The sequence below is a fragment of the Gaoshiqia sp. US2 genome, from assembly GCF_059705485.1.
Map to the genome: position 1 here is coordinate 1318280 of NZ_AP048550.1, position 15123 is coordinate 1333402.

The window sequence follows — 15123 nt, forward strand, 5'->3', positions numbered from 1 at the left end:
TGGTTTATTTTGGGTTAAAACTTTTTACCGGGCCTATTTCCTCGTATAAACCGTGTTCCTTCGCGATGTTCATGATGGCCGCCACCTCGTTGTAACGAATGGCGCCTTTCAGGTGAAGTTCATTCCGACGAAGCGCACAAAGAACCGCCTCTGCCGCACAGCAAAATGCCGTACCGGCCGGTGTGTGCGAGCTCATTTTGAACGTGGGGTCGTGCGGCAGGCCTACGTAGGCTGCAAAGGGTAACAGGCTTACGTTAGGCATGGCGGCTGTCACTTTGGATACTGCCGACGGGACAGAAACGTCTGAGATGATTACGGGGCGGCTTGGATGAATGTGATGAGGGAATATCAGCGGCGCATTGCAATTGGTTGCAACAACAATCAGGTCGGCCTGTTGGCAATCGTGCAAACTGGTCGAGATTTCCAAAACCGGTGAATGGGGGCGATGGTTATTTTTCATCATCAGTTCAAATGTATTTTTTAGCTTCCGTTCTCTTCGCCCCAACAGAATAATCTTTGCCACCCGGAGCGGATTCTTCATGAAATATTCCACCACCGCCGAACCGATATTGCCGGATGCGCCGATCACGACTAAGGTTGATTTTTCAGGAAAACCGGTTGTTTTATCTGTTTCCTGAAGAATTTGCTGAATGCCGGTGGCCACCGTTAAGGTGTTCCCGCTGATCACTTGAACTCCGTCAGGGACAACTACCGAAAGGGCATTGTTGGTGAGAATGGAGGTGAACCCGCCTAAGCTGATAAAGCGGGCGCCTTCTTTGGCGGCAAGTTCGGCTGTCTCCTGGATCTTCCCGGTAATTTTCTGCCGTTTGCCGTCGAGGCAGAGGCGCTCCAGGCTTGCCGCGTCGGTCGGGAGGGCATAAAAGGTGAAATGAACCCGCCGGTTGAATATATTTTTTGAAAAGATCTTCATGGGTTTCCACTCCAGCAGTTGCTGCAATTTGTTGAAAAGAATATACAAGCCGGTGTCCGACGCCTTGGCCAGGTCGGGTTCGATTGCCCGCAGTTCTTCGGTTACGTAAACAAAGTGCGCAATAAAAGCGACCTGAACGGCGCCGGGAGCAGGCGCTTCATCTACGGTGAGCATGGGTCCGCCTGCAACCGGAACGCCCTTGTTGTCGTCAAACGGATCATCATCCATCAACGGCTTGAGCAGTTCGTAAAATGCGTTTCGGTCCAGTAGTCCGCATAAATCGTCGAGCCCGCTAACCAACTTCCTGATTTCATTTTTTGTAATGTAGGCCGAAGGTTCTATCCGCAGGGTATTGGGCGCCGATAGCGAAGGGAATATCCGGATCTGGTATCTGGCGAGCAGGTAGGCCGAATAAAGGTAACCGGCCCGTTCCGATTGGCAAAGCGTGCGGAGAAGCAAGCGGTCGTCCTGGTTAAAGCGTCTGAATTCAATTCCGGCGAGTAAGCCTTTTCCGCCTATGCGGGCAACGATCAGGGGGTATTTGCGTTGTAACCGGAGTAGTTGTTTTTCGAGGTACAAACCGGCATTCCGCGCCCGTTCGTCCAGGTGTTGCTCCGAAATCAGGCTGATGGTACGCAGCGCGATTTTTGAAGCGAGACCGCTGTTGGCAAAGGTGGATACGAAGTCGCGTTGAAAACTTGGATGAAAGCGTTCCTCGGCAATAAGCACGGCTGAAATTTTTGCCATGTTTCCGCCCAGGGCCTTGCCGAACAAATAATAGTCGGCCGGTACATCCGGGAAGGTAACAAAGCTCCCGGTCCGGCCCAGGCCGCTTTGAATTTCATCCAGGATCAGCGGGAACTCAAACTGGTTTAAATGCGCAAGAACTTCGCGGTTGACCAAGCGCACGCCTCCCTCGCCCTGAACCGGCTCGGCGATAGCGGCCAGGATGGTGGAGAAAAACTGTTGCTCCACCTGCCAGTCGCCATTCTTCCAAACCAGCTTATTGATGAAAATTCCTGTCTCGCTGATGATTTGATCGATCCGGGCTTGCCAGTCGGCGGCTTCATCATCTACAAACAAGGTGCGGACAGCAAGCAGCGGGTTAAACTTTTCTTTCGATAAACTGGTATGCAGCAATGAGCGGGCGCCGGAAGTATTGCCGTGAAAAGCGTGTTTCAGGCCAATGACAACCGGCTTACACTGATTAAGCCGTTCAAAGTTTTCTTTCCAGCTTGCGTAAAATAAAGATGGGGCCACGCCGCTGCCTGCCTGGAACTGAGATCTGCAAATCCGGCTCAGGCGCTTGCGCAACTCCAGCCAGGCGTGGTGCAGGGCCAGTTCAACGGCTTCGCTGCCGGTCGATACCAACTGGGTCCGGTAGCTTCGGCCGGTAAGTTTGCTCACCTCGCGGTTCAGGGCCTGGGCCAGTAAGCCGGCATATTGCTGAATGCTCAGCTGATCGGAAACAGCGACCTCATCTTCTTTCAGAAACCGGCGGATATAAGGGCTTAGGTAATGCCTGAACGCATGGTCTTTACCGCAATGTTTATCGGGTTGCACCAGGTTGGGGTGTTCGATGCCGTAATGTTTTAACAGTTCAAATAACGCTCCATAGCGTTCTTTCAGCAGGAAAGAAGAGACATTCCCCTTATTGGTCAGGGGAGGATTGCCATTGACAAGCGCCAATTGCCTGACGGTAAAGTGTTGGTATTCGAACGACGGCAACAGGCTTTCCAGTTGGTGGTTGATGGTCGAAGTCAGGTTACCGTATTGGTTCAGGACCGAAATGTCGTGCACGGTTCCTTCGGGCAATTGCGGGTTGTTTATGAACAGAAGCAGCCCGAGACCCGGGTTTTCATCAAAAGGAATAAAAACGTGGTGAGACGTGTTTATGAACACATCCCGGTAGTTTTTGCGGATAAACGGAAGCGGAATTTTTACCCCAAAGCCATCGTTGAGAAAATCCTCTTTTTCCCGTCCGATGTAATATAATTTCCCCTTCCGGTAATGCACGATATCGCCGGTATAATAAAAGCCGGCGCTTTCATAAAAAAATGACTGATCACCACGCAATATCCGGTGGTGCATAAATGGCGTGCGAACGTATAAACGATAATAATCATCAAAGGGGGGCAACTTCTCTAAGCCGATTTCAACGCCGGGGAGAGGCAGGCCCATCGGGAATTCGTTCAGCCATCCGTTTTCGCGTGGGGCCGTGTCCATTAAGGTATTAAGCACCTGTTGCGTTTCGGTAGTGCCAAAGGCATTGTGCATAGGCACGTTAAAGGCGGTCAATAATAATCCGGCAGTTTGAAAATCGAAGGGGGCTCCACTGGAAATGAATAGTTTAAATGAATCGCTTAAAGACTGCTTCAGCTTTGGAAAATTTCGGATCAGTTCGAGTAACAGTCGGTATACCGACGGCCCGCCGGTGATGTGGTTCGGGCGTATCTTTTCGAGCAAAAAAGCCACCGTTTCGGGTTTTTCGGAAAACCAGGACGTAGTGATCAGGCAAACGGGCTGCCCGGTCCACAAAGCATTAAACAACTGGCGGATGCCCATCGTATGGGTGAACAGCGGCGTAAAGCCTCTTCCGCCCAGAAGCTCGGGATGAAAAAGGCCCGCGCTTTGCCAGCTTTGGCAGCTTTGCAAAAAAGCATGTTGCTGATAGGTTACCATATCGGGAGCGCCGGTTGATCCGGAGGTCGTAATGATCAGCACCTCATCATCGGCCTGGCCTAAATCCGATAAATGTACGTCCGGTATTTCCAGGTCGCCTGTTTCGCCTGCGGCAGCCTGCAACAACAGGTTCCGAATCCCGAAATCAAGCTCGGTATCCAACAGGAGAAGCTTCTTTTCGCGGGCCATGTTCGTGAGCAGGCGCAGTTGTTCGCGTTCCAAAAAATGGTCATTCAGGTTTTGAAGTTCTGTATCCTGCGTGATGACGGCTTTACACTGCCACCGATCAATCCATTTCGGGAATGCTTCGAGGTCGGCATACATGGGCAGCAGCACGCGGATTCCCTTAACCGTAAGCGCCAGAAACAGCAAAGCAACCGGTAATTCGCTGCAACCGTCGGTGCGAACAAGGGCTACGGTGTCGCCGCGGCGCAGCCCGTTTGCCTCAAAGGTTTTAAAAAACCGGCAGACGAGCCGACGTACCTGCTGTAACGATAACCAGATCAGGTTGGAATCCAAATGGCTGCAAAACAACAGGCAATCCTCCGGACGGCGAGGTAACCGCTTAAACAGCAATTCGCCCAACGATTGTATTTCCAGCGGTTGGATCGGTTGGGCTGCTTTGATGACGATTTCAAAGGCAACGGGCCCGGCTGTTTTTATCTCATTGGTTGTTTGCATCGACACAGTCATTCAGTTTGGGGTAATACCTACATTTTTCCACTGGGTACCTCATTCTCAGAAATAGGAGTGGGGTACGGACTCAAATTTATGGCAACCGGTACGTTGTAGCTGGGCAATCGATTTTTCAATCGGGGCTTCCAAACAATGACCAGCCCCGTTTTGGCAAAACGGGCAGGCATGAAGATTTCCGTCGGGGTCGATATACAGAAAGCGTTGCCCGGCGCCGAAGCAGCCGACTCTTCGCTGGTGAAATCCTGCATACATCACTGTTGGCAGGCTCCGGTATGCGGGATTGGTATTTATTTCTATTTGGAAGTCTTCCAGGGCTTTGATCTGCAGAGGGGTCAACCGGGCCTCATTTAGTTTAAAATGACCAACGCTGCGGGCTTCCAGTATCTGGATAAATCCGGCGCCCAGTTCTTTGGCTAAACTGGCGTACTTCCAAAGATTTTCGGTTGAAATAAAGTCGCTGGTGGCACACAAGGACAAGCACAGCACCAACCCTGCTTTCCGGACATTTCGCGCAGCATCTGTCGCCCATTTCCAGGCAGATGGATGGCCCCGGAATGCATTATGAAAATCGGCGTCCCAGTGGTCCAGGCTCACATATATTCCGGTCAGCCCGGCCTTTTTCAGCCTCAGGGCATTTTCAAGCGTCAGGTTGAAGCCTGATGTAAATATCCAAAAGTCGGAACTTGCATCGGCGCTTTGTACAAGTTCCAGGGTTTTTTCCAAACAGGCCAGCGGTTCCCCGCCGCTTATCAGAATCTGGGCCACACCCCTTGCCTGGAAGATTCTGATGATGGATTTTAAATCGTCCACCGACAAGGTTTCCGGTTGGTTTAGGCGGTTCCGTTCGTAACAGTGCCGGCAGTGCAGCGGGCACTGTTTGGTGATTCCCATGACGATAAACTGCAACCGGATTGGTTTTTCATTCCTGGAGAAAATCCGGACCAGTTCGCTTTCGATATACTGGTCGTAGGCTTTGGAAGGCCAGCCCGGAACATGCAGCCGGTAAAAATAGCGACCATTTGATTTGACTGTTTTCCGCATCCCTACATTTTCCTGAAAAGTTACATTAAACTGTCGCAGCATCAACTTCAATTCGCGGGAAACCTTAACCGGGTTGGCGCAATGTTTTAGCGCCCGCACGTAAACCGTTGCGCTTAATGCCGTCCTGACGGCTGTATATTCGAGCCTGGGGTATGCTGTTTGAAACCAGTTCATGCTGATTTTCCGATAAAGTGAATATTCTTATTGTTTCGTTGTTGCCTCCAGTCTTTCAAAATAATGGTCGCGGGCCAACCGGGTAAAGCGTTCGGGTTTGGCGAATTTATAAAGATAAACCAGCGACCTGCCCCGGTCGGAGTTCCCCAGGATGGTATAATGGCCTTTGCTGTGCAGGAAAACCGATCGTTCCAACTCTTCAAGCTGATCCGGGACCTGGAAAATGAGTTCAGTTTCATCGCCAATCAGCGGTTGGTTCAGGTAGCTGTGATCATCGCAGAGAAGCGTACCTAACACGTCATTTGAGTTTTGGTCGGTAGCCCGGAATGGCTTAATCACGGAATAACTGACGGCTGTTTGGGAGCTGAAATCCATGCCCACCCGGTCGATTTCCCAAAACAGTTTGCCGGCGACCAGCTTTATCCGTATTTCCTGACGTTCAGCGTCTGAAAAATGAATGGTGAGAAGATCATCCCGGAAAGCCATGGGACCCGGTGGCTGAAAATAGTCCACAAACTGCCATCTTCCGTCTTCTTCCAAATAAACCGATAAAGGAATGCCTTGCTCCAGGCTCCATGTTTGTAATTCCTCCGCCGGTTTTTCGTTAAACTTGTTTTGCCATTTCGTTAGTTTCTGACCGAACATGTGGAAATACTCAGCAAACGAATCGTCCAGAAGCATGTTGTTCCGCGCCCGCAAAATAAGTTTTCCTTCCCGGCAGTTTTCGGGTACGCTGAAGCTTACGATCAGTTCATCCATCGTTTCGTTTTTATCTGAACCGGGCAGGGAATAATAGTTCAATTGATCAGTTTCTGCAATTTCCGAGAGTGGCGATTCGCCTTTTGAGTTGACCGCCGAAAGAGGCTGTCTGATGTCGGAAGCGACATAGGGATTGCCGTATTTGTCGATGAACACGCGGGTGTCTCGCGGGTGGTCGAACACAAACAATTCAGCCAGGTTGGTGTTCTGAATTTCTTTGGCCTGGTTACACAGGTATACATAGTAATTATTTCCGACGGCGTGCAGATTGGGAATGAACAGGTAGTCGTGCCGTTCCAGAGACGGGAAAACAGCGCCGCTGTATATTTCTCCCGCGAATGAATAGTTTTCGCCGTCGAAGGTATAAACAAAGGGGCACGACGTATATTCACCGTCGGAAGGAGGCGGAGTTGGTTCTTCTTTTTCATCCTCCGAAATGATGGCAATCATTACGGCCAGCGCAGCCGTGATCCCGATTGTTCCGGCAACCCACGAAGCCGTGGTAGCCCCCTTGTTCTTATCGAAAATTTCCATTTTCGTTATGTTCTCAAGAGGAATTTTTGCCGTATCGGAAAAAAAGGGAGTGTCATTCACATACAGGTGAACATCATTCACAATGGCAGAATTGTTTTTCTTTTTGTTTTTATAATAACGTTTCACTTTCGGATTGACCGACGTTAATTGCGTTATTTTATCATCGGGAAGGGGAGTAGAAATACCTGTTAAAACGTCTTTTTCGATTCTCAGGTCGCTCAGTTGCCAGGCAAATTCGCCCTGATGAAGAATGAAATATTTGTTTTTCGCATTGAGCTCATCCAAACTTTGCGGAGTTAAACGATCATGTTCGGTTACTTTATAGTAGAAACAGCCTGACAGAAAACCAATGAACAGGAGAATCAGGATGACCCGAAAAGAGATTTTTTCATTTGGAGAGAGCTGAGTAGAATTTTTCATGGGCGGTAATGATTTTTGGATGAAAAGAAATTCTCCGTGAGAAATCATAATAACCCGATTAAAGGTTGAAGAGCCGGTTAGTCGTCTTCGTTGTCTGATTAACGCTGCTTTTTTTGATTTTTGAATCAAATTTTGCAGATAACCTTGATCGCCAATTCAGTATACATTACGAAAAGCGGGTAGATATGATTCGCCCGGGTTACAATAAATTTTTATAGTTACCTGAACAATCTGCTTAAAGTACTGTTTTAGCCTAAACAGGATAATCAGAATTCATACAACCGCCTAGTTGTTAGAGATTTAATTTTGAATATTTAACTAAAATTATAGAAAATGGAAGATGACAATAAACATGTTGGCAAGTGTCCGGTTACCGGAGCAGTAAGCAGGCACAGTGTTGGAACGAGCGGAACAAAAAACCGCGATTGGTGGCCCAACCAGTTGAAGCTAAATATTTTGCGCCAGCACTCTTCGAAGTCGAACCCGATGGGCGATGATTTCAATTACGCTGAAGAATTCAGAAGTTTGGATCTGGCAGCGTTAAAAAAAGACCTTCACCAGTTAATGACCGATTCGCAGGACTGGTGGCCCGCAGATTTTGGGCATTACGGACCGCTTTTCATCCGTATGGCCTGGCACAGCGCGGGCACCTACCGTACGGGCGACGGACGCGGCGGCGGCGGAACCGGTCAGCAACGGTTTGCACCGCTTAATAGCTGGCCCGACAATGTCAACCTCGATAAGGCGCGTCGGCTGCTCTGGCCGATCAAGCAAAAATACGGACGAAAAATTTCGTGGGCCGACCTGATGATCCTTACAGGTAATGTTGCCTTGGAATCCATGGGATTTAAAACCTTTGGTTTTGCCGGTGGTCGCGAAGACGTATGGGAACCGGAGGAGGACGTGTACTGGGGATCTGAAAGCAAATGGCTGGAAGGCAATGAACGGTACTCCGGTGAACGCGATCTTGAAAATCCGCTTGCTGCTGTGCAGATGGGATTAATCTATGTAAATCCGGAAGGACCTGAAGGAAACCCCGATCCAATTGCCGCGGCGAAAGATATACGCGAAACCTTTGCCCGCATGGCTATGAACGACGAAGAAACCGTTGCCCTGATTGCCGGTGGCCATACCTTTGGCAAAACCCACGGGGCCGGCGACGCCGCCCATGTTGGACCTGAACCCGAAGCTGCCGGCATCGAAGAACAGGGTTTAGGCTGGAAAAGCACATTTGGGACAGGAAAAGGAGGCGACGCAATTACCAGCGGCCTGGAGGTGACCTGGACCACCACCCCCACGAAGTGGAGCAACAACTTCTTTTGGAATCTGTTTGGCTATGAATGGGAACTCACCAAGAGCCCGGCGGGGGCGCATCAGTGGCAGCCAAAACATGGTTCGGGTGCGGGCACAGTGCCTGATGCCCACGATAAGTCGAAGCGTCGTGCGCCGGCCATGCTGACTACCGATTTGGCCCTGCGGTTCGACCCGGCTTACGAAAAAATATCAAGGCGCTTTATGGAAAATCCGGATCAGTTCGCGGATGCTTTCGCCCGGGCCTGGTTTAAGCTTACTCACCGGGATATGGGACCAAAAGCCCGTTATTTGGGTCCTGAAGTTCCTGCGGAAGAGTTGATTTGGCAAGATCCCATACCTGCTGTAGACCATGAACTCATTGATGAAAAAGATATTGCAACGCTAAAAGCGAAGGTATTAAGCTCTGGTTTGCCGGTAGCGCAACTCGTGTCGGTTGCCTGGGCATCGGCATCCACATTCCGTGGTTCCGACAAACGAGGAGGCGCCAACGGCGCCCGTATTCGTCTTGCTCCTCAGAAAGATTGGGAAGTAAACAGTCCGGCCCAACTAAAAAATACGCTGGGTATCCTTGAGGGGATTAAAAACGAATTCAACCGCGCCCAAACCGGCGGTAAAAAAGTTTCTTTGGCCGACCTGATTGTATTGGCAGGTTGCGCCGGTGTTGAAAAAGCGGCAAAAGATGCAGGTTTTGTTGTCAACGTTCCCTTTACCCCCGGGCGTATGGATGCATCGCAGGAGCAAACGGATGTTGAATCGTTTGCCGTATTGGAACCTGCCGCCGATGGGTTCAGAAACTATTTGAAGAAGAAATACACGGTTTCAACCGAAGAGTTGCTGGTTGACAAAGCACAACTGCTTACCCTTACGGCTCCTGAAATGACCGTACTGGTTGGCGGGTTGCGGGCGCTGAATGCCAACTGGGACCATTCGGAACTTGGGCTCTTCACCAATCGCCCGGAAACGCTGACCAACGATTTCTTTGTCAACCTGCTCGATATGGGCACCGTTTGGGTACCGGTTTCGGAGTCAAATGAGGTATTTGAAGGCCGTGATCGGACGACAGGAGCCGTGAAGTGGACAGGAACCCGGGTCGATCTGATCTTTGGATCGAACTCCGAGCTCAGGGCGCTTGCCGAAGTTTATGGAAGCGCTGATGCCGGGCAGAAGTTTGTCAGGGACTTTGTAGCTGCCTGGGACAAAGTGATGAACCTGGATCGTTTCGATCTGGCCTGACCAATCGCCATTAACAGCGGCAAAGCTGAAAAAATAGGATCTAAGCAAAAGGTTGTCTGAAAAGGGCAACCTTTTTTTGTCAGAACCAGGGTTGAGACCTCTTCCGATTAAGGTTTAATTGCCCGGGGGGTCCGTTTTGCTGAACTTGTTTCTGCATCTGTTGCATATGCAGCCCAGGCGGAGGGAGTGTGGCGCCAGATCCAATTATCCGGGAAACTCATTTGTATTATGCGGAAAATGCGTTTGTGTTTTGCGGGAAATACAATCGTATTATCCGGTTATTCCGAAAGATTCTCCCGTTGCTGCCAATTTACACTCTGACAGGCATTCATGAACTGCCGGTTCGGAAACCGTCGCACCCGATTAGGGTTAACCGTTTGTTTTTTAAATTGATTCCAAATTAGCCGCGCAGTAAAATTTATTACGTCAGGTTTTGTAATTTGGAGGAGGACGAAACCGGAAAATTCCGGCCAGGTTGTTTGATTTGAGGCAATTGATATAAAGAATTCTGTTACATAGATAAATAAATTCTTACGTTCTCAAAAAAAGTCAATTATGATAAAATTTGCTCATACGAACATTATTACAAACGACTGGAAAAAACTTGCAGACTTTTACATAAACGTATTTGACTGCAAGCCACTTTTACCTGAACGAGATTTAAAAGGCAACTGGCTTGACAAAGCTACGAATGTTGAAAATGCTCATTTAGTTGGTATTCATTTGGCGCTACCTGGTTATGAAAACAACTTACCAACACTTGAAATATTCCAATATGACAACAACCTTGACAATCTGGAAGGATTTACAAATAGAAAAGGATTGGGGCACATGGCATTTAAAGTGGACGATGTGCAGGAAACACTAAACAGTCTTATTCAAAACGGTGGGACGCAATTAGGAGAAGTCGTTGAAACAGAAGTCAGCAATGCCGGGTATTTAACTTTTGTTTATGCGAAGGATATTGATGGAAATATAATTGAAATACAAAACTGGAAAGACCATCGGACAATGAAAAACGTAGATAGAAATAAATGATATACCAATCAAAACACTGGAGAGGATATAACGATTTTTAACAAAAAAGGATTATGAAAAACGGAGGCGTAATTTTTGATTTTAATGGAACGTTATTTTGGGATTCTGAATATCAGGAAATCTCGTGGGATAAATATTTAGAGAGCCATAATATTAACCTGACAATGGCTCAAAAAAAAGAATATATACATGGAAGAAACGGGAAAGATACACTTGAGTTTTTATTTAACCGAAAATTAGATGATTTGGAAGTTGAACAATATACCGAAGAAAAAGAACGTATTTATAGAGCTGAATGTCTTAAACACGAAATGAAACTTGCACCTGGAGCTATAAAACTTTTAAATTATTTGAAAGCACAAGAAATACCAATTGCAATTGCAACAGCCTCAGGAAAAACAAATGTGGATTTCTTTATCAATAAATTAAACTTACTTGATTATTTCGCTGAGGAGCATATTATCTACAATGATGGAAAAATAAAAGGGAAACCTCATCCCGACATATTTGAGAAGGCAATCTGCAAATTGGGTGTAACCAATTCGGAATCAATTATCTTTGAGGATTCTTTTTCCGGCATTCAAGCGGCCATTAATTGCAATGTGGCAAATGTTATCATTGTAAACTCCACAAAAGAGAATTATTCAGAATTCAAATTTCCGATAATAGAACATTTTGACGAATTTGACCGAAATCTTCTGACTTGTTCTTGTATGGAAAAATAAAATACGAAACACGCGGTATAGCTAATGGCAGGAGCATTGTGCCAAAATTTAAAGGTATGACACCTTATGCTCTCGCGGTGGAAAAACACACTAATCGCCGCATGATAGTTTTTCTGCTAAAGAAGAAGCCACACTTACCGCCTTAACCTTAGACGTAGTAAAATCATCAGACATAGAAGGCGAATGGCTCAATTATGAACAAGTACGTTCGTCGATTGCAAGGCGTTTGGGTATCAACACAGCAGGACTCGTGCCGAGCAACCGCCACATCGAAGCAGTGGTAGAAATGATGCTCGATGCCACTGGCTATAATAGAAAATTGCCGGGACAGTAGGTTATTCACGGGTTGTGGCTCGTATCAAGCGCAGTGTATCTTGCTAGATAATCGCTCCGCATTCCCTAACCGAGTAAAGAGGAATTGAAACAACTGATAGAAAATAAAGAATAGAAATGATTCCCGGTTGAACTACACCCGTCGGGATCAGGACGTTCAGGTTGAACGGCATCTGAAAAAAAAATCCCGCCATTGGGCAGGATTTTTTCATATCCGGAATACCCGGTGTATGTTCAATCTGGTTAAACAGTCGTTTTTGCCAGTTTTTCTTTTAACAAACGGGGTATTTCTGAGGGTTCTTTGGCTACCGGAACACCGGCGTTGGTAAAAGCTTTGATTTTTTCCTCGGCTGTACCCGACCCGCTGGAGATAATGGCTCCGGCATGGCCCATCCGTTTGCCCGGGGGCGCTGTTTGTCCGGCAATAAACGAGACAACCGGTTTGCTCACATGTTTGGCAATGTAGTCGGCGGCCTGTTCTTCGGCGTCGCCGCCAATCTCTCCGATTAGTACAATGGCCTCGGTTTCGGGGTCGTTTTCATACATCTCCAGTAAATCGAGGTAATAGAGTCCGGCCACCGGGTCGCCGCCAATTCCAACCACGGTGCTTTGTCCCATACCGTTCAGGCTGAGCATATTCACTACTTCGTAGGTCAGTGTGCCGCTGCGCGACATCAGGCCGATGTTTCCCTTTTTGAAAATCATACCCGGCAAAATGCCGATCAGGGCCTCGTCCGGGGTAATCAAACCCGGGCAGTTGGGGCCAATCAGCCGGGTGCCGTTTTGTTTCAGGATGGGTGTTATCCGGATCATATCCAGGATGGGTACTCCTTCGGAAATGGCCACCACCAGCCCGACTCCGGCATACGAAGCTTCCAGAATGGCATCGGCGGCGAAAGGGGCCGGCACAAAAATAATGGAAACATTGGCCCCGGTAGCCTGTACCGCTTCTTCAACCGTATTGAAAACAGGGATGCCAAGAATGTGCTCGCCGCCTTTACCCGGCGATGTTCCGGCAACGACCCGCGTACCGTATTCTTTCATCCGTTTGGCATGAAACTGGCCGTCGCGGCCGGTAATTCCCTGCACCAGCAGTTTGGTATCTTTATTTACGAGAATGCTCATAACTTTGTAATTATAAATGATGATTGATGATTGTGCCCGGGTTAACGTTTACTGAGTTCAATGGCTTTCTGGGCAGCTTCGCTCATTGTACTCACGGTTGGCAAGCCGGTCTGGCTGAGCAAAGCAAGGCCTTCTTCGGCATTGGTTCCACTTAAGCGCACCACAATGGGGATGTCGGTCCGAATCTGGTTCAGCGCTTCAATTAAACCGCGGGCCACATCGTCGCAGCGGGTAATTCCTCCGAAAATATTAATCATCACCGATTGAACGTTTTTATCGGCCAGCAGGATGTTCATGGCATCCACCACTTTTTGCGGGTTCGAACTGCCTCCGATATCCAGAAAATTTGCCGGGTTTCCGCCATACAGTTTGATCATATCCATCGTGGCCATGGCCAATCCGGCTCCATTCACCATACAGCCGATGTTTCCGTCTAACTTGATGTAAGACAGTCCTTTCTCTTTGGCGTCAATTTCTTTCAGTTCATCTTCATCCGCTTCGCGCATGGCCAGGATTTCCGGCTGACGGTACAGGGCGTTGTCATCAAAATTCATCTTCCCGTCGATGGCCAGAATTTGCCCATCAGGAGTTAGCACCATCGGGTTAATTTCGGCCAGGGTCGAGTCGGTTTCGATAAACAGCTTGTACAGCTTGCTGAACATATCGGCTGCTTTCCGGGCCAGTTTGGCATCGCCGAACAATTTGAGGGCGATGTTCCGGGCCTGAAAATCCAGTAAGCCGGTCAGCGGGTTAATAGAAAACTTGTGGATGAGTTCCGGACTGGTTCTAGCCACTTCCTCAATTTCTACTCCGCCCTCGGCGCTGACCATCAGGGTTACCGATTTCGAGTTCCGGTCGTTAATCAGCCCCACGTAGTATTCTTTTTCAATATCAACCGCATCGGCAACAATCACCTTCTCCACGGTGTAGCCCTTGATATCCATTCCCAGGATTTGTTCAGCGGCCTGAACGGCAGCCTCTTCGGTTCGGGCCAACTTAACACCGCCCGCTTTTCCGCGCCCTCCGGCTAATACCTGCGCTTTAATCACAACCAGGCGATCCAGGTTTTTTACTGCCTCTTTTACTTCCCCTACTGAGTGGCAGAGTACGTGTTTCGGTACGGGAAGGCCATATTTTTTGAAGATTTCTCTGGCTTGGTATTCATGTATCTTCATAATTAAAAATAATTAGATTAAAGGTTAGTATCCTTACCTGTTAAAAGTATTAAAACATGCAGATAAATAGAAATATTCATCTCGTCTTTTCGGCCTATTTTAAAACATATCAACAACCGTCTTCCCGAATTGTTTGTACAATAGTTCAATAAAGAGTGGACATGATAAATTCGTAGTTGTGAAGTTTAATACCGGCCCTGGTATAAATTGGTAAAATGCTTGAAATCCCTAAAAAATGGAGTAGTTTTGCACAAATTTCTAATCCGTAAAACATGATTGAGGAAGTTCAGAAACTAATTAAACACGAAGCTGAAGCCATTCTTAACATCCCTGTTTCGGGTGATTTTGAGAAGGCCGTTAACCTGATTGAAAAACGTGTTCATAAGCTAAACGGGAAGCTGGTTGCCAGCGGGATGGGCAAAGCGGGACAGATTGCCCTGAATATTGCCACCACCTTTAGCTCAACCGGAACGCCGGCTGTTTTTTTACACCCCAGCGATGCCCAGCACGGTGATTTGGGAGTTATTCAGCCCAACGATATTTTGCTTTTAATTTCCAACTCGGGCAAAACCCGGGAAATCCTTGAGTTGGTCGATTTGGCCGATAACCTGTATAAAGATTTACCCATTATTGTGATCACCGGGAACCCCGAGGGGGAACTGGCTCGATTGGCCGACGTTACCTTATTCACCGGAAACCCGGCCGAAGTCTGTATCCTTGGTCTTACGCCAAGCACATCGACCACCACGATGACCGTGATTGGCGACGTTTTGGTGGTGTTAATGATGAGACGGATTGGTTTTTCCAACGAGGAATATGCCAAACGTCACCACGGTGGTTACCTGGGCGATAAATCGCGCAGCCAGTCGCGGCTGAAAGGATGAGGAAGGGGATTGAAAGGATTGAGGGACAGGTTCATATAATACATGAGAAAAATCAAGAA

The 15123-nt window shown here is 48.1% G+C and carries 9 protein-coding genes and 1 pseudogene; 5 read left to right on the forward strand and 5 right to left on the reverse strand.

All coding sequences use genetic code 11. The annotated features are described in order from the left end of the window. Positions 1-4: 4 nt before the first annotated feature. Genes AC6H3C_RS05090 through AC6H3C_RS05100 form a run of 3 tightly spaced genes read right to left on the reverse strand, consistent with a single transcriptional unit; the run spans position 5 to position 7237 of the window. Positions 5-4294, reverse strand: coding sequence for an aminotransferase class III-fold pyridoxal phosphate-dependent enzyme (locus AC6H3C_RS05090; protein WP_497519596.1), 4290 nt, complete (start codon positions 4292-4294; stop codon positions 5-7). A gap of 57 nt (positions 4295-4351) precedes the next feature. After that, positions 4352-5524: a radical SAM/SPASM domain-containing protein gene (locus AC6H3C_RS05095; protein WP_497519597.1), complete on the reverse strand. Its 1173-nt coding sequence runs from the start codon at positions 5522-5524 to the stop codon at positions 4352-4354. Between the two features lie 27 nt (positions 5525-5551). After that, positions 5552-7237, reverse strand: a complete 1686-nt coding sequence (locus AC6H3C_RS05100) for a hypothetical protein (protein WP_497519598.1) — start codon at positions 7235-7237, stop codon at positions 5552-5554. A gap of 333 nt (positions 7238-7570) precedes the next feature. Here AC6H3C_RS05100 and katG point away from each other — a divergent pair, with 333 nt between their 5' ends. From katG to AC6H3C_RS05120, 4 genes and pseudogenes are all read left to right on the forward strand, one after another. Next, positions 7571-9784 (forward strand): catalase/peroxidase HPI, encoded by a 2214-nt coding sequence (katG, locus tag AC6H3C_RS05105; protein WP_497519599.1) that lies wholly within the window; start codon positions 7571-7573, stop codon positions 9782-9784. 555 nt (positions 9785-10339) lie between these two features. After that, positions 10340-10822, forward strand: coding sequence for a VOC family protein (locus tag AC6H3C_RS05110; RefSeq protein WP_497519600.1), 483 nt, complete (start codon positions 10340-10342; stop codon positions 10820-10822). A 53-nt stretch (positions 10823-10875) separates the two neighbouring features. Beyond that, positions 10876-11547: an HAD family hydrolase gene (locus AC6H3C_RS05115; protein WP_497519601.1), complete on the forward strand. Its 672-nt coding sequence runs from the start codon at positions 10876-10878 to the stop codon at positions 11545-11547. 118 nt (positions 11548-11665) lie between these two features. After that, positions 11666-11881 (forward strand): annotated as a pseudogene (locus AC6H3C_RS05120) (DUF4172 domain-containing protein); the annotation flags it as partial. Between the two features lie 242 nt (positions 11882-12123). Here AC6H3C_RS05120 and sucD read toward each other — a convergent pair. Together sucD and sucC are read right to left on the reverse strand one after the other, a co-directional pair. Further along, positions 12124-13005, reverse strand: a complete 882-nt coding sequence (sucD, locus tag AC6H3C_RS05125; RefSeq protein ID WP_497519602.1) for a succinate--CoA ligase subunit alpha — start codon at positions 13003-13005, stop codon at positions 12124-12126. Between the two features lie 41 nt (positions 13006-13046). Then, positions 13047-14180, reverse strand: a complete 1134-nt coding sequence (gene sucC / locus AC6H3C_RS05130) for an ADP-forming succinate--CoA ligase subunit beta (protein ID WP_497519603.1) — start codon at positions 14178-14180, stop codon at positions 13047-13049. 272 nt (positions 14181-14452) lie between these two features. Between sucC and AC6H3C_RS05135 the strand changes: the two genes are divergently transcribed. Continuing rightward, complete coding sequence (locus tag AC6H3C_RS05135; RefSeq protein ID WP_497519604.1) at positions 14453-15064, forward strand: SIS domain-containing protein; 612 nt, start codon at positions 14453-14455, stop codon at positions 15062-15064. Positions 15065-15123 lie beyond the last annotated feature (59 nt).